The following is a 17,834-nucleotide window of genomic DNA, read 5'->3' as shown; positions in this document are numbered from 1 at the left end:
AATGATAGATTTTTCAATTTTAACATATCTTATATTTATACCTTTAGTTGGTGCATTTATAATATACTTAGGTAGTAAATTTTTTAAAAATATAGATACAACAATTTATATTATAGTGTCTGGTTTAGAGTTTTTATTAGGTGCTATATTATGGTTGAAATATGATCTTAGCAATTCAAATTTTCAGTTTGAAGAGAAGGTACCTTGGTTTGAAAAATGGAATATATATTATTCACTCGGAATTGATTCATTTTCAATATTTTTTATTTTACTTACTATTCTTTTAATTCCTATATGTATATTTGTAGGATTAAAATCTATCAAAGAAAATAAAACACTTTTCATTTCACTTTTTTTAATCTTAGAATCTTGTGTGATTGGTGTTTTTTCAGCAAAAGATTTAATATTATTTTATGTATTTTTTGAAGCATTTTTAATCCCCATGTATCTTATTATTGGCATATGGGGAAGCTCTAACAAAGTATATGCTGCGATAAAATTCTTTATTTATACTCTTTTTGGTTCAATTTTAATGCTGCTTGCAATAGCTTATATCTTTATTCATGAGCCTACTTTAGATATAGCAGAGTTACCAAATCACTTAAAAAATTATTCTTTGGATTTTCAAAAGTGGCTTTGGCTTGCATTTTTTATATCATTTGCAATAAAAATACCATTATGGCCTTTTCATACATGGCTGCCAGATGCACATGTTGAAGCTCCTACAAGTGGATCGGTAATTTTAGCCGGAGTATTGTTGAAAGTTGGTGGTTATGGGTTATTAAGATTTAATTTACCTATGTTTCCTGAAGCATCAATATATTTTTCAGAATATGTAATGTGGTTAAGTATAATTGCAGTTATTTATACATCAATTGTAGCTTTGATGCAGGTAAACATAAAAAAAATGATTGCTTATTCATCAGTTGCTCATATGGGGTATGTTGTTGCAGGTATATTTGCATTTAATCAAATCGCAATTCAAGGAGCAATTTTTCAAATGATAAGTCATGGTTTAGTTTCTAGTGCATTATTTTTATGTGTAGGGGTTTTATATGAGCAAGCTCATACAAAAGAAATAGCGCTATATCAAGGACTGGCGCAAAAAATGCCAAAATTTTCTCTTTTATTTACTGTATTTGTAATGGCATCAATAGGCCTTCCGTTAACTTCAGGTTTTGTTGGTGAATTTTTAGTACTTTTAGGGGTATTTGAGGTAAGAAATTTATATGGGATATTGTTAGCTTTAGGAATGGTTTTAGGAGCTTCATATATGCTTTGGTTATATATTAGGATTATTTTTGGAGATTTTAAAAAAACTTTGCAAATTTTAACAGATATACATTTATGTGATAAATTAATTTTAACTTTTATTGCAATATTGGTTATTTTTATAGGAATTTATCCAAAGGTAATAAATGATAACACATATAAAAATTCTATAAATTTAGTAGATTCAATAAAATCAATTAAAAACAACAAGTTAAATATTGGATTATAAAATGATTTTAAAAAATTTAATATCAAATATTTATTATATTTCTCCAGAGATTTTAATTATAATTGGCATATTTATATCAACTATTTATGGGGTGATTTTAAAAAATAATGTAAGAGTTATAGGTAGTTTAATAATATTAACTTTTGCAGGATCTATTTTTCAAATCATCAACATTAACTGCGGGAAAATTTTACTGTTTGAAGGTTCAATAGTTATATCAAAATTTATACAATTTAGTAAAATAATCATATTGTTATGTAATAGTATAATTATCTTAATAATTGCTAATTTTGGCTATAAAGCTACGAATATAAATTCAAAGTTATCTTTTGAAATTCCAATAATGATTGCATTATCTACATTAGGTATGTGTGTGCTTGTTAGTAGCAATAGTCTACTCACATTCTATTTAGGTTTGGAATTGTTTAGTTTAAGTTTATATATCCTCATAGCGACTAATAGAAATGATTCTAAATCAATAGAGGCTAGTTTAAAGTATTTTATTTTAGGTGCAATTAGTTCAGGGATATACTTATTTGGAGCATCTTTGATTTATGGTAATGCTGGTACAATTAATTTTGATGAAATAAGTCTTGTATATCAAACAAATTGTTATGCTAATTTTTGTCTTAAGGATCAAAATTTATTATTTATAACAGGTTTTATATTAATTATTATTACTATAATGTTTAAGCTATCGCTATTCCCTTTTCACAATTGGACCCCTGATGTATATGAAGGAGCTCAAAGTTCGATAGTAGTATTGTTAGCATCTTCTGCTAAATTTTCTGTGCTTGTGATTTTTTTAAGATTAATTTTTGAACCACTTATGGTTATAAAAGACCAATTGCAGCCAATATTTATAGTTATATCAATTTGCTCCATGTTATTTGGAAATATTTTAGCTATTGTACAAAGTAATATAAAGCGTCTTTTAGGTTATAGTGCTATCGGTAATATGGGCTTTATATTGATGAGTATAGTTGTTTATGATAGAAGTTTTTTACATAATACTATTTTTTATTCAATAGTATATATGACACAAATCTTGACATTTTTTGCTTTGATAATAATTTTAAAAAGAAAAATTTCATTTAATAATAACTTAAATGATCTTAGAGGTTTGTCTAAAAATAATTCATTTATTTGTTTTTCTTTAGCAACAATAGCTTTTTCAATGGCTGGTATTCCTCCACTTATTGGATTTTTTGCAAAACTTTATATCTTTATTACATTAATAAATTTTAAAATGTATTACTTAGCTATTATAGCCATTATAGCCACAGTTATTGGATCTTTTTATTGTATTAATATAATAAGAAAAATATATTTTGATAAAGTAATTAATGGTAGTATTGCTAAAAAGATAAAATTAAATTTAGTAGAAATTATTATTATTTCTTTAGGAGTGGGATTTAATATTTTTTATGTATTGTTTCCATCATATATGTTAAAAATTATTAATAATTATATTTAATTAGATATTATGTTATTAACTGTAGACATAGGGAATACTAATATTGTGCTGGGATTATTTGAAAATGATAAACTTATTCATAAATGGCGAATAGCTACACAAAAACAATTAACTGAAGATGAATATGCAAATAAACTATTACCACTTTTTAATTATGCAGAGATTGATTATACAAAAATAAATGGAGCAATAATTTCATCTGTAGTGAATAAAATAACTAAGCCTATGGCAATTTTTGTTGAAAAATATTTAAAATTATCTTCAATTATTGCCTCTGAAGTTGAACATGATATTAACATAAATATAGATGTTGGAACAAAATTAGGTTCAGATATTTTAGCGAACGCTATTGCTTCAAATAGGATGTATAATGAAAATTGTATATTTATTGATTTTGGTACGGCACTTGTAATAGGAATAATTAAAAAAGAAAAAGAATTTATTGGTGGTTTAATTTTACCTGGTTTACAAACTTCATTTAATTCACTTATTAAAAGTACAGATCGATTGTTTTACACACATTTGTTAAAGCCAGATAATATTGTTGGTGAAAATACGGAGGATTGTTTGAGATCAGGGATGTTTTACTTATATAAAGAGTCTATAAATGGTATTATAAATAAGATAAAAAAAGAATTAGATATAGATTTTAAAGTTATAGTTACAGGTGGAAATGCTATTCTAATTCAAGGTGAAATTAAGAATATTGATGTTTTTGAACCAAATTTGACTCTAGAAGGATTAAATATTCTTTATAAAATGCATAAGAATAAATAATGGAAATCAAAAATAAAAATATTATATATACTGAAAGTAAAAAGGTGAAGTGTAATGGCTTAAAGCAAGAGCTAGGTCATCCTTTAGTATATCTTAATATAAAAAAAGACAAAATAGTATGCCCTTATTGTAGTTTGGAATTCGTATATAAAGAGTCAAAAAATAATTCTAAATAATAATTATAAATGAAATCTAATAATATTTATAGAAATCAAGGAATTGTTGTTTTAATTTTTTTTATTTGCATACTATTTCTTACAATTAAATTAATTAGTATAATTATACCTTTTATCTTAGGTTTTGTTTTTGCATATATTTTAGATCCTATTATCAAATATTGTACTGAAGTAAAAAAATTAAATAAAAAATTGTCTATTTTGGTAATTTTAATAACATTTTTTACTATGTTTTTTTTGATTTTGTATTATCTTATTCCTGGGGTAATTAATCAAGCGAGTGGCTTAATAATGAAGCTTAATGTTAAGGAGTATTTTTCTAAGGATATAGGGATTGAAGAAGTTATCCAATCTCTCAGTCATAAATATCCAGTTATAGGGAATTTAATAGAGAGTAGTTTAGATACTATATACGCTTTTTTCTTTAAGCTTTCTAATCATTTATTTACCAATATAATTCAATCTGGTAAAGTGATATTAAGTTTAGCAACAATCTTATTATTAACACCTATATTAACATTTTATTTTGCTTTAGATATGCAAAAAATAATTAATGCTTTGAAAAAATTGATTCCAATAAGCTATAAAAACGATGTTTTAAAATTATTTAAGGATATCAATACTACGATTGCCAAGTATTTAAGAGGGCAACTTAGCGTATCAATTATTTTAGGTATATATTATACAGTTAGTTTATTTTTGCTGGGTGTTGACTATGCACTTGTACTTGGAATATTTTCAGGATTATCTTTATTTGTGCCATACCTAGGTATAATTTTTAGTTTTATTCTAACCTCGATAATAGCATATAGTCATCTTAAGACATGGTCTATTCTTATTTATTTACTTATTGTATATGTTTTAGGGCATATTACTGAAGGTATATTTATAACACCAAAATTAATGGGTAAGAGTTTAAATCTTCATCCCTTATGGATATTCTTAGGAATTTTTGTTGGGGGAAGTTTATTGGGATTTTTTGGGATTTTATTTGCAATTCCATTGACAGCAATAATAGCAGTGATTATAAGGTTCTTTATTAAAGCTTATAAAAAAAGTAAATTATATAAATATTAGTTGGTAAAATTTTATGGATTCAATAGATAATGAAACAAGGAAAATATTAAAACAATATATTGAGAGAATTGAAAGATTAGAGGAAGAAAAGAATAATATTAATAATGACATTAAAGACCTATTAGTAGAAGCTAAAGCCAAAGGATTTGTACCAAATATTATAAAACAAGTTATTAAAGCTAGAAAAATGGATACAGAAAAGCTTAATGAGCAAGAGGCATTATTTGAACTTTATAAAAATGCAATTGGCTTAGAATAGTGAAATGAGATTAAGTAACTATTTATTGCCTACCACAAAAGATATAAGCTCTGAAGCTAAATTAATGTCTCATAAGCTAATGCTTAAAAGTGGAATGATTAAACAAAGTTCTTCTGGGGTATATTCTTGGCTTCCGCTTGGGCTCAGTGTTTTAAATAAGTTATCAAATCTAATTAGAGGTGAGCTTAACAAAATTCACTGTCATGAGATTATTTTACCTTCTTTACAACTTCTTTCAATTTGGGAGAAGTCTGGTAGAGCTGTGGAAGATTCTGACATGAAATCGCAAATTTTTCATCTAAAATGCCAAAAGCAAACAGATTATGTATTACCTGCATCTGGTGAAGAAGCAGTTACAGAGCTTTTTAAAAACAGTGTGCATTCATATAAAGATGTAGGTAAAATATTATACCAAATTACTTGGAAATTTAGAGATGAAATAAGACCTAGGCATGGTGTGATGAGAGCTAAAGAATTTTTAATGAAAGATGCATATTCTTTTGATGTAAGTAAGGAAAAAGCTTTAATTAGCTATGAGAAAATTTTTAAAGCATACTTAAGAATATTTAAAAAAATTGGGCTAAAAGTAATACCTGTACTTGCACCTACAGGTGCTATGGGTGGGAATTATAGTCATGAATTTCATGTTTTATCTGCTAAAAATGGTGAAAGTACAATATATTATCAAGAAGAGCTTATTGACTATTTGGAAGGTGATGGATTTTCACTTATGGGATATGAAAAATTTTATGCAAAAGAAGAAGAGAAACATGATTTAGATGATAGAAAAGCATTGAAGATTGTAAAGAGTCAAAGTATTGAAGTGGGGCACTTATTTTATCTTGGTACAAAATATAGTAATAGTTTAAATTGTAAATATCAAGATAGTAATGGAGAATTGCAATTTGCTGAAATGGGTTGTTATGGAGTTGGTATAACAAGGTTGATCGCTGCAGTAATTGAGAATTGTCATGATGATAAAGGCATTATATGGCCTGATGCAATCTCTCCTTTCAAATTAGCAATTATAAATATTAAAACAGAGGATAGTTTATGTAGAGAATTATCTGATAAATTATATGTTAATTTATCAGATAAATATGATGTTTTATATGATGATACAAATAAAAGTCCTGGTAAAAAATTCGCTGATATGGATTTAATAGGAATAAATTTACAAATAATTATTGGTCCTAAACATGCTGCTAGTAAAAAAGTGGAATTAAAAAATCGCAAAACAGGCGAAGTTCAATTGTTTGATATACCAGCTTTAGAATCTACTATTCATGAAAAATTTAAGTCTTGTTAAATAATAATTTTATGAATAATAAAATTAAAAAAAGACATGTAATTTGCATTAAGTGGGGAGATAGATACAGTAGTGATTATGTAAATAAACTTTTTTTAATGGTAGATAGAAATATTACTCTATCTTACCAATTTCATTGTTTAACAGATAGTGATAAAGGTATAGATAGTCGTATAAATATTTTAAAAATACCAAAAAATGAAGTGCATTTATGGGGTTGGTGGCAAAAAATTTCTATATTTAAAGAAGTATTTTTTGGATTACAAGGAGATTTACTTTTTATAGATTTAGATATGCTGATTTTAAATAATATAGATGATTTTTTCTTATATGAGCAAGGCAAATTATGTGTAACAGAAAATTATTATAATGACAAATGGATTTCTTCATGTGTGATGAGAGTAACAATAGGCTCTAATCCCAAAATATGGAGTGATTTTTGGGAAAATAGCGATGAGATATGTGAGCGATTGAAAAAAAGAGGTGATCAAGCTTATATTAAAGAAGCAGCTGAAAATTATGTGTTTTGGCCAAATAATTGGGTATTGTATTATAAAAATCATTGTAAATATAGATTATTACCAATTAATTTAGGGCTTCCAACAAAAGTATTAAGCTATATTAGTAAAATAGCTAATTTATATGCAAATGAACCAGTTGATGGAAAGATATTAGCATTTCAAGGAAAACCTAATATACATGAAATAGCTGAATATCCAATTTCTAAATATAGAGCTGCTCCTTGGATTAAAAAATATTGGAAATAATTTTATTAAAAATAATTAAAACTACAGATAAAAAATTAGAAATTTATACTAAATTTTGTCATCATGATGTGTATTATTCCTGGATTGCCACGCTCATATGCGATTTGCTCGCAATGACAATTTTTCATTTAGTCATCACGAGGGAGAGATGAAATCTCGACTGTGGTGATCCAGAATTGTTATCACATTTACATTTATTGATAATTTCTCTGGATTGCCACACTTACTACGTTCGCTCGCAATGACAATTTTTCATTTAGTCATCACGAAGGAGGAATTCAATTCCGACTGTGGTGATCCAGGAATGTTTCTCCATTTGTGTATGTTGCTATTTTTCTGGATTGCCACACTCACTGCGTTTGTTCGCAATGACAATTTTTGATTTAGTCATCACGAGCCACGAAAGTGGCGTGGTGATCCAGAATTGTTGTAGCATTTACGTTTGTTGATAATTTTCTGGATTGCCACACTACGGCTAATGCCTCCGTTCGCAATGACTATATCGTTGTTCCTAACTGTATTAAATATTCCTGTATGATTGCTTTTTAGCATTTTATAACACAATTCTTATCTGTATTTTGAGTTAAAATAATTTAATTGCAAAATTTAGTAACAAAAGAAAATTTAAAAACATAAATATTGAAAAAATTATATCTATGTAATTTTTAAATCTTAAAATTACATGCTGCCCAAAATAACTAATTAAAAATAGAGCTGGGAAAGTACCTAATCCAAAGAAAAACATGCATAAAAAAGCAGCAAAAATATTATTTGAATATGAAAATGTAATCATAATTGCACTAATTACAAGTCCACATGGTATTAATCCTAATGCCATACCCATAATAAATCCTTGAAATCCAAAAGGTCTTAAACTTAATTTATGAGCTAAATTAGCTATAAAGTTTTCTAAATATTTCAATACTTTAAAATTTACAGATATAAATTTAAATTTTTTGAACTTAGATATTGCTAATCCTAAACAAACTAAAGAACTAATTATAAGTATTACTCCAGCAATATAGTTTGACACTATATAATTACTTAAGTAATCGGCTAAGTATTTTGTTATCAACGCTAATATTCCATATGTAAAAGCTTTGCCAAAATAATAAGGTAATGATAGTGCACAATTTAGTTTGTTGAAATTATTTAACTGATCTTTTTTCAAATGCATTATCCTCATATTCATTTGACCTAAAGCGATAGGTCCACACATTCCAATGCAATGCGTGAAACTACCTATGATTCCGTATACAAAAAGAGCTAATATTACCCAAGCTTCATGGATTCCAAAAACATTGGTCTCTAATAGATATTGTATAACATTATTATCTACTTGATGAGAGTGATGATGGCACGCCATTTATGATACTATATATAAATTTTCTCCAGAAAATATTGGAGCAATATATGAGCCTTTCCCTACTTTATATTGGATATCAATTAATGTTCCATTTGAAGAATCCAACTTTAATAATTCTCCTTTTGAACTATATACATAAACTATATTACCTACTACAATAGGTTGATTCCAATATCTATTTTTCTTTTTATCTTGAGGCTTTTTAATAAAATCAATAAGTCTTGATTTCCATATAATAGATCCATTTTTTAAATTAATTGATAAAATTTGGTTGGTATCGTCTATTGCATAAGCTATGCTTTCTTGAATATAAAATGGCCTATTAATATTTAATTTTTGTTTCCATTCTAATTCTCTTGTAGATAAATTTAATTTAATAAAATTTCCCATTGATGTATAAAAGTATAAATGATCTTGCCTAATAAGTGGTTGATAGGTTGAAATTTTTATATCATTTAAAGCATCATTTAAATAAATGTTTTTTTCTTCGATATTCCATTCGTCAAAACTAGTATATTTATCTATAGCGTTTATATTTCCCATACTATCTTGTAAGATAACTGTATTTTTATATAAAATAGGTGAGGTAACATTAGTCACTCTAACTCCATTATCCATACCATATTTATACCATAACACTTTTCCATTATTTGCATCTATAGCGTACATTCCATTATTTAGAGTTTGTAAATATAGTATATTATTTTCAAATATAGGGTATGCTCTAATAATTTGTTGTAGTTTTTGTCTCCAAATTAACTTTCCAGATATATTATCAAAACAGATAATTGAATTTGAACCAAATGTAGCATAGGTTTTATTCTTGATTTGTAATAACCCACCATTTAAATATTCAGAAATAAAATTTAATTTGGTATCAGTGAATTTATTTTTCCATATGGTTTTACGATTTATAATATTGATTTTAGATATAATTCCTTTTTTATTCATTCCAATATAATGACTATCTAAGATTATAGGTTGGGATATTAAAGGTAATCTTAGTGAATTATCAATCTGAATAATATTAGGAGTATTTGTTTTATTAATAGATTTTTGTATTGATTTATTATCCTCAATATAACTCGAATATTGCCATGTTACATTATCAAAATTCTTATTTTTAGTTGTTTTTTTATAACTTACGCATGCAGACACACACACAAGTAAAATTAAAAAGAGAATAAATTTTTTAAAGTACATTGTATTTTTATACATAATATTCTTTAATTAAGTTATATTTTAAAGAACTTAATACTTCTTATTATTTTTGTTGTAAAGTTTTAAGTTAAAATGTAGTCTTAAATTTAACTTTAGTACCGATTAATATATAATGAAAAGAAAGCATTTTGTATTAATATATTTTTTTATATTTTTGCTTAACTCTTGTATACTGACTAACGAAACAAAAGCGGCAGCAGATTTTTATGAGAAATGCTTGTTACCAAAAGGGTTTGGAACTGGCAAAGATACTGCGGGGAGTGAAATTCTAACGCCTCTTAATAGAGATTGTCAGAATATATGTACAAGAGAGTGCGAGGCTTTTTCTAGGAAATTTAAGCCTTATGAAATGCTTAATCCTAATAGTAAATATTCGGAAACCTATTCTGTTGAACTTAATGAAGATGTAATATTAAATTGTTATTCCAAGTGTCAAAAAGGCGGCGATGAAAGATTTTCATCGTACTATTTTGATGTATTTCAAGCAAGTTGTGAAGATGAAAAAAGTCAAGATATATATCAAAAAGTTTGTGTAAATAGAAAAGATTATAGTCCTGCAGCTGATTGTACTGCTTCATTACCCTGTGATAAAGCAGGAATTTTGCAAAAAGGATATGTTAGTTTTTATAAAGTTATTCAACAACAGAAAGCCACCGTTGGCATGATGTGCCAGGGCAATGATGATGAAAACAGTTTTAATATTGTTGAAACAAGTTTTGAAGCAAAGGAAAATGATTTACTATCAATTAGCTTATTAGGAGGTGCAAAGGATAATCAATTATATTTATGTGGTAGAAAACACATTGAGGTAGAACCTTTATTTTATAACATTGGTGAGGATAAAGATTGGTATAAATTAAATTTTAAAAATAGATTTAGTCATAGATTCTTAGCTACAATTAGTGAAAAAAGTTTTAAGGATTTTAAAGATAATCCTAAAGGTTATTGGGACAATAATATTATTCAGAGTGATTTTACATATAGTAAAAGTGACGATATTTTAACTGATCATGAATTACTACAGGATCGAGAAAAATTATATGGTGCAAAGCAGTTTTGGAAAAATATATCTGGTGATAGATATACTTTAAAGAATTCTATAGCAGGATGGGGCGCTAAAAATCCTAATTATTTTCATACAGGAATAAATTTAAAAAATGGAGATATTTTATCTGTCATATGGGAAGGAAATTTCTCAAGTAGTAAGATATTACAATTTAAAGAGAGTTCGGTTATTAATGATAAGTCTATTAATAAAACCAAATCATTGCTAAATCCAAATAGACAAAATTTAATAACTGAGTGCATTTGGAATTCTCGTGTTCAAGATAAGTCTAGTTGTATAAAGCAGTGGTATGAAAATAGTAATTTACTAATTCAAGATCCTCAGAGTAATTCTGGATCTTCATCTTCAAGTGACCTTGTATTAAAAGGTGAATGTTTTAGAAATTGTGGATTAGATAATTTTGTTGTAAATAATTCAAATATTAATGGAAATACAAGTAAATCACAAAATTCTAATAATACGTGCAGTGTTCCAGAAAATAAAAGATTGGATAATTATCAATGTAATTTAAAACAATGTCCAGAATGTGATTTTAAAGATTGTCCAAAAGACTATACGAAAGATTATTGTATAGGGAAACAAGGTGCTTTATATGAATGTGGATTATTTGGGAATGTCTCTGATATTAATTTGGAAAAAGGGTATATAAATGGGATTGCAACTTTATACAATAATGAAGAGGTTGATTGTCGATGCGGATGTGAAAATGGAGATGAGAATTCTCAATGTAAAGATGAAAAATATATTACTTCTGGGTGTAAAAATAGATATTCAAATTATAATTGCATTGAGAAAGGTAATTTTAATGCAGGAGAGGGTAAATACGTTTTACAAGGCACTGTTGATAATCTAAATTTTGATAGTCGCCAGCAATTTAATTTAAAGAATTATGATAATGATGATGCACAAAATAATTCTGGTGGGTATAAATTGTCAATTGATTGGCGTGGATGTCCTAGATCAAATATGGATAATATTCAATATACAATAGCTAAAAAAGATTATTTTTCACCTCGTGGAATAAAATCAGCTACAAATTCGTATAAGCCTCTTGCAAGTTATAATAATTGGAGAGATGTTAAAGAGGATATTGTCAAACAAGGAAGTGGAGCTAATAAAGATGAAGTTGGATTTTTAAAAATAAATAGTGGCGCTATATCTAGTGAATGTAATAACAAAAATGATTGCAAGATATTTTTAAGAATTAAGCTTGAAGAATCTACCGATCTATCTGTTGAAGATAATTATAAATATAATAACACTTTTGGGCAATATTACATTAATATGAGTAAAAAGGGTGAAGAAGTAATGTGCCAAAAAGGTGGGATGATTTATAAAGCCGTTAAAGGTATGAAAAAGATATTAGTAGGTTCTGATAATTTGGGAACTAATTCTCATTTAAATTATAATATAAAATTTAATAAAAACGATAGCAGTGTAATTAATAAATCTGAAGTTGGTGCAGTAGGTGTTATATTTTATGGTTTTATAAAACAAGCAGCATATGTGATCAAGATTATATTAGCTTTATATTTAGTTTTTTTAGCTATCTCTTATATTTTAGGCTTGGTTGAGTATACTACTCAGGTATTTATAAAACATATATTAAAAATAGTAATAGTTGCTTTTTTAATTTCTGATACTAGTTGGAATTTTTTTGGTGGATATTTAGTTTCATTTTTTATAGACGGTAGTATAGAATTAGTTGCCAGATATTCTGCATCTTTTTTACAGGCTGTAAGTCAAAATCAAGAAACGTGTGCAAATACAATAATTGAAGATCCATATGTTATTTTTTCAATATTTAATGGACCAATAGGTGTGTTTACTATGGGAGACACGTGGTCAAGAATATGGGCAATAATTAATAAAGGGTTGTTAGGATTTGTTACGGCGATATTTTTAATTTTATCAATTTGGTATTATTTTGAAGCAATAGTTAAAGCAACTGTAATGTTTATGTTTGCAATTATAATTAACTCTATATTGATTGTTACTGCTCCAGTTTTTATAGTGTGTATTTTATTTGAAAAAACTAAACAGATGTTTGATTCTTGGGCTAAAAATTTATTTTCATATGCACTACAGCCTGTTTTTGTTTATACAACAATTATTATTTTAAATTATGTTGTGACTATTTTAATTTATTATATCTTTAATTTTTCAGCTTGTTCAATTTGTTTAGTAAGAGTTGACCTTGGACCTTTATATAATGAATGTTGGGTTTCAGGTTATCAAAGTATGGCGGATTTTTATTCACCTCCTGATAAATCAGGTGCTGTAAGTATATATTCTTCATTTGCAAGCTATGCTATGACCTTTATTGGTGGATTGGTTATTTATATAGTTGCTTCAGGAATGTCAACATTTTCTTCTCATATATCAGGAGTTGCATCTTGGATTATTACAGGCTCTCCAATGAGGCATATGAGTATTGGGACAGTTGGTGATAGCGCATCTAACTATGTTAAGGCGAAAGTTAAACAGGCAGTAATTACTGCAGCTACTGCTGTAGTAGCTGTTGGAGCTACAGCTGTAGGAGTAGCTGCAGGAGCAGGTGGAGGAGCGCTTGCAGGTGGTGTAGGAGCAGTGCCAGGAGCAGCAGCAGGAGCAGGAGCAGGAGCAGGAGCTGGGGTAGCTGCAGGTGGGGCAGCAGGAACAGGAGCTGGAGTAGCAGGTGGAGCTGCAGGAGCAGGTGCAGCAGGAGCAGGAGCAGCAGGAGCAGGTGGAGCAGGAGCTGCAGGAGCAGGAGCAGCAGGAGCCGGTGGAGCAGGAGCAGCAGGAGCCGGAGCAGGTGGAGCAGGTGGAACAGGAGCTACAACAGCTACAACTACAACAACAGCAAATGTTAGCAGCAATACTACTAGTAGTACTGTAAGAGAGGTGATTAAAAAAGGTGCTGATAAAATTAGAGATAAAGCTATTGATGATTTACTAAAAGATGATGACGAATAATAAAATAAAAAATAGTTATTACAACAAAAATAAAGCTAAATAGCTTGCAAAATTTAATTTCTTGATCTATTTTTCGCATGGAAGCATTTGATGAGGGCAAAATTATTTGCTAACTTGGTCAGGTCTGAAAAGAAGCAGCCATAGCTTAGATTTTTGGGTCTCATTTTGCTTCCTATACAAGTTTAAAGGAAGTATCTTTTTTATAAAAATGTTTGATAAATATCAATATATTCAAGTTAATTTAGAGCACCTTAAAAAAAATTATTTAAAGTTAAAGTCTTTTTTGAACTCAAATAAAACTATTTGTTCTGCAGTTGTTAAAGCAAATGCATATGGTTTAGGAATAAAAGAAGTAAGTCAGGCTTTATATGAAGTTGGTTGTAGAAATTTTTGGGTTACAAATTTAAAAGAAGCATTTTTAGTTAGATGTGTATCTATTGAATCAAATATTTATATTTTTCAAGGTGTTAACAGTTATGAAGAGCTTGAAGTTATTAAGGAAAATAATTTTATACCTGTAGTTAGTAGTATAGAACAATTAAATTTGATTAATCTATATGTAAAAGATAAAGTTAATATAGTTTTAAATTTTGATACTGGTATTGGTCGTGAAGGTGTGCAAATAGAGGAAATAAAACAGTTGAATTTAGAAAAATGTAAAATTGAACTGATTATGAGTCACCTATCTTGTTCTGAACAAAAAGAACATTTTTTGAATAAAGAACAGCTTGACTTATTTAAAAATATTCAAGATTTATTTGTTGATGCAAAATTTACACTGGCAAATTCAGGAGGTATATTTTTAGGACATGAGTATCATTTTAATATGGTAAGGCCAGGTGGTGCATTATATGGTGTTAATATATTAGAAGACAATGATGATGTTAAAATGCTAAATGTTGTGGAATTTTATGCAAGTGTTTTAAATAGAAAAATTTTTTATAAAAAGCAATATATAGGTTATAATGCGACTTATAAAGTAAATAAAGGAGATAAAGTATTGATAATTAATGCAGGTTATTACGATGGCTATAGAAGAATATTAAGTAATAAATCTATGGTTTATTCAAAAGGATATTTTTTGCCAGTTATTGGTATAGTGAGTATGAATATGATTGCAGTAAATGCTAATGCACTACCGGAATCTTTATTTAAAAAAATAAAAAGTGTTGAATTAATTGGTGAAAAAATTACTATTAAAGAAATTGCTAAATGGGCAAATACAGATCAGAGAGAAATTTTAACAAATATTTCCTCTAGTTCTAGAAGAATTTATATAAAATGAATTTATTTAAACATATACAAACATTAGGTGTTATTTCATTAAGATTACTAAAAAATATAGGAGAATTAGTAATATTTTTATGTAACGTTTTATGTAAATTATTTACAGTTCCATTTTATATTAGGAATTTTTTTCAGCAATTAATAACTATAGGATTTTATTCATTACCAGTGATTGGGTTTACTGCAATTTTTACAGGTGCAGTTTTAGCCTTGCAAACTTATACTGGCTTTTCAAGAATGCATGCCGAAAGTTCAATTGCTTCAGTTATTGTTATTTCTATAACTAGAGAATTAGGCCCGGTATTGGCGGGATTAATGCTAGCTGGTCGTGTTGCTGGATCAGTAGCAGCAGAAATTGGAACAATGAAAATATCAGAGCAGGTAGATGCTTTATACACATTAAACACTGATCCAATTAAATATTTAATTATTCCAAAAATAGTAGCTGGTACAATAGTATTGCCATTATTGGTATTGGTTTCTGATGTTATTGGAATTTTTGGTGGCTATCTTGTTGCTGTATATAAAATTGGGTTTGAATATCACTCATATATTAGAAGTACATTGAAATTTTTAGAGTATCAGGATGTAATGTCAGGTTTGTTTAAAGCTGCTGTATTTGGTTTTATTGTGACATTTATAGGGTGTTTTTTTGGATTTAAAACTTCTGGAGGTGCAAGTGGAGTGGGTGTTGCAGCTACTCAGTCTGTGGTATCATCATCAATATTGATTTTACTATTCAATTATCTAATAACTGGGTTATTATTTGTCAGGTAATTATGTCTAGAAACAACCTTATATCAGTTAGTAATTTAAACAAGACTTTTGGTGATAAGAGGGTTTTAAAAGATATAAATTTTAATGTTTTAAAAAGAGAGTCATTTGTTATTATAGGCGGATCAGGGAGTGGTAAATCTGTTCTTTTAAAGTGTTTAGCAGGTTTATTGAATCCTGATGAGGGGAGTAAAATTATTATAGATAATGAATTTGTTACACACACTCATATTATTCAAAGAAAAAAATTTATAAAGAAATTTAGTATGCTTTTTCAAAGTAATGCTCTTTTTGATAGTTTGCCTGTATGGCATAATATTTGTTTTAGCCTAATAAATTCAGGTATTTTAAACATTGAGAGAGCTAAGCAACATGCGGTAGAAATGTTAGAATTAGTTGGGTTAAACGAAGAAATTGTTGAATTGTATCCAGCAAGTTTGTCGGGAGGGATGCAAAAAAGAGTGGCTATAGCAAGGGCAATTGCAGTTAATCCAGAAATTATATTTCTTGATGAACCTACTTCAGGACTAGATCCAGTGATGTCAGATACAATTACAACTTTAATTAAAAGCATTAGTAAAAAATTGAAATCTACAACAATTACTATAACTCATGATGTAAAAGTAATGAAAAAGATTGCTGATAGGGTAGCATTATTAAAAGAGGGAGAGATTTTTTGGATAGATACTCTTAAAAATACTGTAAATAGTGATAATGAATATGTTAAATTATTTTTAAATAAGTAAATTTTATGGAAATATCTATATATTTTAAAGCCTTTTTTATATTAATATTAATAATAAGCATTATTGGAGTAGTTGCTGTTTTTGCAAAATTTATTAAAAATAAAAAAATATTCGGTAATTTTGTAATGAACAATGATTTAAAACTTGAAGAAACTTTAAATATAGATCATAAAAGAAGATTAGTATTGTGTAAATTTAAGAAAAAAAAATATTTAATATTACTTAGTCAACAAGATATTTTAATAGATGTCATTACTGAAGAATAGAAAATTATTATTAATAATTTTTATAATTTTTATTTTATTTGGAGCTAACCTATATAATGTTGAAGCTCAAGGAGTAACAATAGACTTTGGTGATAATGATGATCAAACTTTATTTAGTAATAAAGTAATACAGCTTATTGGCCTTATTACTATCTTGAGTGTTGCGCCATCAATTTTAATAATGGTTACGTCTTTTACTAAGATTACTATTGTTTTTTCGATACTTCGTCATGCACTTGGTTTGCAACAAACTCCACCAAATATAGTTATTATTAGTTTGTCTTTATTTCTTACATTTTTTATTATGTTTCCTACATTTAATAAATCCTATGAAAATGGTTTGTTGCCACTTATGAATAATCAAGTAGATGAGGAAAAAGCATTACCAAAAATAATAGATCCTTTTAAAATTTTTATGAAAGAAAATACAAGGGATAAAGATCTAGATTTATTTAAAGATATTGCTAAAGAATCTCAAAATTTAGAAAAAATTGAATTACCCCTAAGAGTTATAATTCCTGCATTTATGTTAAGTGAGTTAAAAAGAGCGTTTGAGATAGGATTTTTAATTTATTTACCATTTTTAATTATAGATTTAGTGGTTGCATCTGTGTTAATGGGAATGGGTATGATGATGCTGCCGCCTGTTATAATATCTTTACCATTTAAGTTAATTTTCTTTGTAATGATTGACGGTTGGTATATGTTAAGTGGAAGTTTAGTTAAAAGCTATGGATTAGGCTAATATATTTAAGAAACAACTTTCAAAGCTTTTTAAAATTAATTTATTATTTACTCTATTATTAATAA

At 27.4% G+C, this 17,834-nt stretch carries 16 protein-coding genes and 1 other RNA gene; 15 read left to right on the top strand and 2 right to left on the bottom strand.

Annotation, left to right across the window (positions count from 1 at the left end; genetic code table 11):
* Position 1: 1 nt before the first annotated feature.
* The 8 genes from h2es_RS04525 to h2es_RS04490 all read left to right on the top strand — a co-directional run bounded on the left by h2es_RS04525 (position 2) and on the right by h2es_RS04490 (position 7,343).
* On the top strand, positions 2-1,501 hold the full coding sequence (locus h2es_RS04525) for an NADH-quinone oxidoreductase subunit M (RefSeq protein ID WP_154511797.1): 1,500 nt from the start codon (positions 2-4) through the stop codon (positions 1,499-1,501).
* Position 1,502: 1 nt separating this feature from the next.
* Positions 1,503-2,978: an NADH-quinone oxidoreductase subunit N gene (locus h2es_RS04520; protein WP_154511795.1), complete on the top strand. Its 1,476-nt coding sequence runs from the start codon at positions 1,503-1,505 to the stop codon at positions 2,976-2,978.
* A 9-nt stretch (positions 2,979-2,987) separates the two neighbouring features.
* A complete protein-coding gene (locus tag h2es_RS04515; RefSeq protein ID WP_154511793.1) occupies positions 2,988-3,755 on the top strand; it encodes a type III pantothenate kinase in 768 nt (255 codons plus the stop codon).
* A complete protein-coding gene (locus h2es_RS04510) occupies positions 3,755-3,931 on the top strand; it encodes a zinc-finger domain-containing protein (RefSeq protein ID WP_154511791.1) in 177 nt (58 codons plus the stop codon). The genes h2es_RS04515 and h2es_RS04510 overlap by 1 nt, the downstream gene beginning before the upstream one ends.
* A 9-nt stretch (positions 3,932-3,940) precedes the next feature.
* Entirely contained in the window at positions 3,941-5,008 is a 1,068-nt protein-coding gene (locus tag h2es_RS04505; protein WP_126044849.1) for an AI-2E family transporter, read from the top strand.
* Positions 5,009-5,021: 13 nt separating this feature from the next.
* The gene (locus tag h2es_RS04500; protein WP_154511789.1) at positions 5,022-5,267 is read left to right on the top strand and encodes a DUF2312 domain-containing protein; all 246 of its coding nucleotides are present in this window, start codon (positions 5,022-5,024) and stop codon (positions 5,265-5,267) included.
* A 64-nt stretch (positions 5,268-5,331) separates the two neighbouring features.
* Positions 5,332-6,576 (top strand): proline--tRNA ligase, encoded by a 1,245-nt coding sequence (locus tag h2es_RS04495; protein ID WP_230204260.1) that lies wholly within the window; start codon positions 5,332-5,334, stop codon positions 6,574-6,576.
* Positions 6,577-6,587: 11 nt separating this feature from the next.
* The gene (locus h2es_RS04490) at positions 6,588-7,343 is read left to right on the top strand and encodes a hypothetical protein (RefSeq protein WP_154511785.1); all 756 of its coding nucleotides are present in this window, start codon (positions 6,588-6,590) and stop codon (positions 7,341-7,343) included.
* A gap of 583 nt (positions 7,344-7,926) precedes the next feature.
* Here the strand turns inward: h2es_RS04490 and h2es_RS04485 are convergent.
* A complete protein-coding gene (locus h2es_RS04485; RefSeq protein ID WP_154511783.1) occupies positions 7,927-8,709 on the bottom strand; it encodes a sulfite exporter TauE/SafE family protein in 783 nt (260 codons plus the stop codon).
* Positions 8,710-9,867, bottom strand: coding sequence for a PQQ-binding-like beta-propeller repeat protein (locus tag h2es_RS04480; RefSeq protein ID WP_195909975.1), 1,158 nt, complete (start codon positions 9,865-9,867; stop codon positions 8,710-8,712).
* Between the two features lie 175 nt (positions 9,868-10,042).
* Here h2es_RS04480 and h2es_RS04475 point away from each other — a divergent pair, with 175 nt between their 5' ends.
* The 7 genes from h2es_RS04475 to fliP all read left to right on the top strand — a co-directional run bounded on the left by h2es_RS04475 (position 10,043) and on the right by fliP (position 17,769).
* Positions 10,043-13,951 (top strand): TrbL/VirB6 family protein, encoded by a 3,909-nt coding sequence (locus h2es_RS04475; RefSeq protein ID WP_154511779.1) that lies wholly within the window; start codon positions 10,043-10,045, stop codon positions 13,949-13,951.
* 86 nt (positions 13,952-14,037) lie between these two features.
* An RNA gene (gene ffs, locus h2es_RS04470) (signal recognition particle sRNA small type) lies at positions 14,038-14,122 on the top strand.
* A 37-nt stretch (positions 14,123-14,159) separates the two neighbouring features.
* Entirely contained in the window at positions 14,160-15,236 is a 1,077-nt protein-coding gene (gene alr / locus h2es_RS04465; protein WP_154511777.1) for an alanine racemase, read from the top strand.
* Complete coding sequence (locus h2es_RS04460) at positions 15,233-16,015, top strand: MlaE family ABC transporter permease (RefSeq protein WP_126045048.1); 783 nt, start codon at positions 15,233-15,235, stop codon at positions 16,013-16,015. The genes alr and h2es_RS04460 overlap by 4 nt, the downstream gene beginning before the upstream one ends.
* Positions 16,016-16,017: 2 nt before the next feature.
* Positions 16,018-16,758 (top strand): ABC transporter ATP-binding protein, encoded by a 741-nt coding sequence (locus tag h2es_RS04455; protein WP_154511775.1) that lies wholly within the window; start codon positions 16,018-16,020, stop codon positions 16,756-16,758.
* Positions 16,759-16,763: 5 nt separating this feature from the next.
* Positions 16,764-17,024 (top strand): flagellar biosynthetic protein FliO, encoded by a 261-nt coding sequence (locus h2es_RS04450; RefSeq protein ID WP_154511773.1) that lies wholly within the window; start codon positions 16,764-16,766, stop codon positions 17,022-17,024.
* The gene (gene fliP, locus h2es_RS04445; RefSeq protein WP_154511771.1) at positions 17,005-17,769 is read left to right on the top strand and encodes a flagellar type III secretion system pore protein FliP; all 765 of its coding nucleotides are present in this window, start codon (positions 17,005-17,007) and stop codon (positions 17,767-17,769) included. Before h2es_RS04450 ends, fliP begins: the two co-directional genes overlap by 20 nt.
* Positions 17,770-17,834: the final 65 nt, after the last annotated feature.

The sequence above is a fragment of the Rickettsiales endosymbiont of Trichoplax sp. H2 genome (assembly GCF_009690945.1).
In the GTDB taxonomy this organism is placed as follows: Bacteria; Pseudomonadota; Alphaproteobacteria; order Rickettsiales; family Midichloriaceae; genus Aquirickettsia; species Aquirickettsia rohweri.
The sequence above is the reverse complement of the archived record's forward strand: the minus strand, read 5'-3'. Positions and strand labels throughout refer to the sequence as shown.

Coding starts and splice junctions, on each gene's coding strand:
- h2es_RS04525 (WP_154511797.1), top strand. CDS start 2: ATGATAGATTTTTCAATTTTAACATATCTTATATTTATACCTTTAGTT.
- h2es_RS04520 (WP_154511795.1), top strand. CDS start 1,503: ATGATTTTAAAAAATTTAATATCAAATATTTATTATATTTCTCCAGAG.
- h2es_RS04515 (WP_154511793.1), top strand. CDS start 2,988: ATGTTATTAACTGTAGACATAGGGAATACTAATATTGTGCTGGGATTA.
- h2es_RS04510 (WP_154511791.1), top strand. CDS start 3,755: ATGGAAATCAAAAATAAAAATATTATATATACTGAAAGTAAAAAGGTG.
- h2es_RS04505 (WP_126044849.1), top strand. CDS start 3,941: ATGAAATCTAATAATATTTATAGAAATCAAGGAATTGTTGTTTTAATT.
- h2es_RS04500 (WP_154511789.1), top strand. CDS start 5,022: ATGGATTCAATAGATAATGAAACAAGGAAAATATTAAAACAATATATT.
- h2es_RS04495 (WP_230204260.1), top strand. CDS start 5,332: ATGTCTCATAAGCTAATGCTTAAAAGTGGAATGATTAAACAAAGTTCT.
- h2es_RS04490 (WP_154511785.1), top strand. CDS start 6,588: ATGAATAATAAAATTAAAAAAAGACATGTAATTTGCATTAAGTGGGGA.
- h2es_RS04485 (WP_154511783.1), bottom strand. CDS start 8,709: ATGGCGTGCCATCATCACTCTCATCAAGTAGATAATAATGTTATACAA.
- h2es_RS04475 (WP_154511779.1), top strand. CDS start 10,043: ATGAAAAGAAAGCATTTTGTATTAATATATTTTTTTATATTTTTGCTT.
- alr (WP_154511777.1), top strand. CDS start 14,160: ATGTTTGATAAATATCAATATATTCAAGTTAATTTAGAGCACCTTAAA.
- h2es_RS04460 (WP_126045048.1), top strand. CDS start 15,233: ATGAATTTATTTAAACATATACAAACATTAGGTGTTATTTCATTAAGA.
- h2es_RS04455 (WP_154511775.1), top strand. CDS start 16,018: ATGTCTAGAAACAACCTTATATCAGTTAGTAATTTAAACAAGACTTTT.
- h2es_RS04450 (WP_154511773.1), top strand. CDS start 16,764: ATGGAAATATCTATATATTTTAAAGCCTTTTTTATATTAATATTAATA.
- fliP (WP_154511771.1), top strand. CDS start 17,005: ATGTCATTACTGAAGAATAGAAAATTATTATTAATAATTTTTATAATT.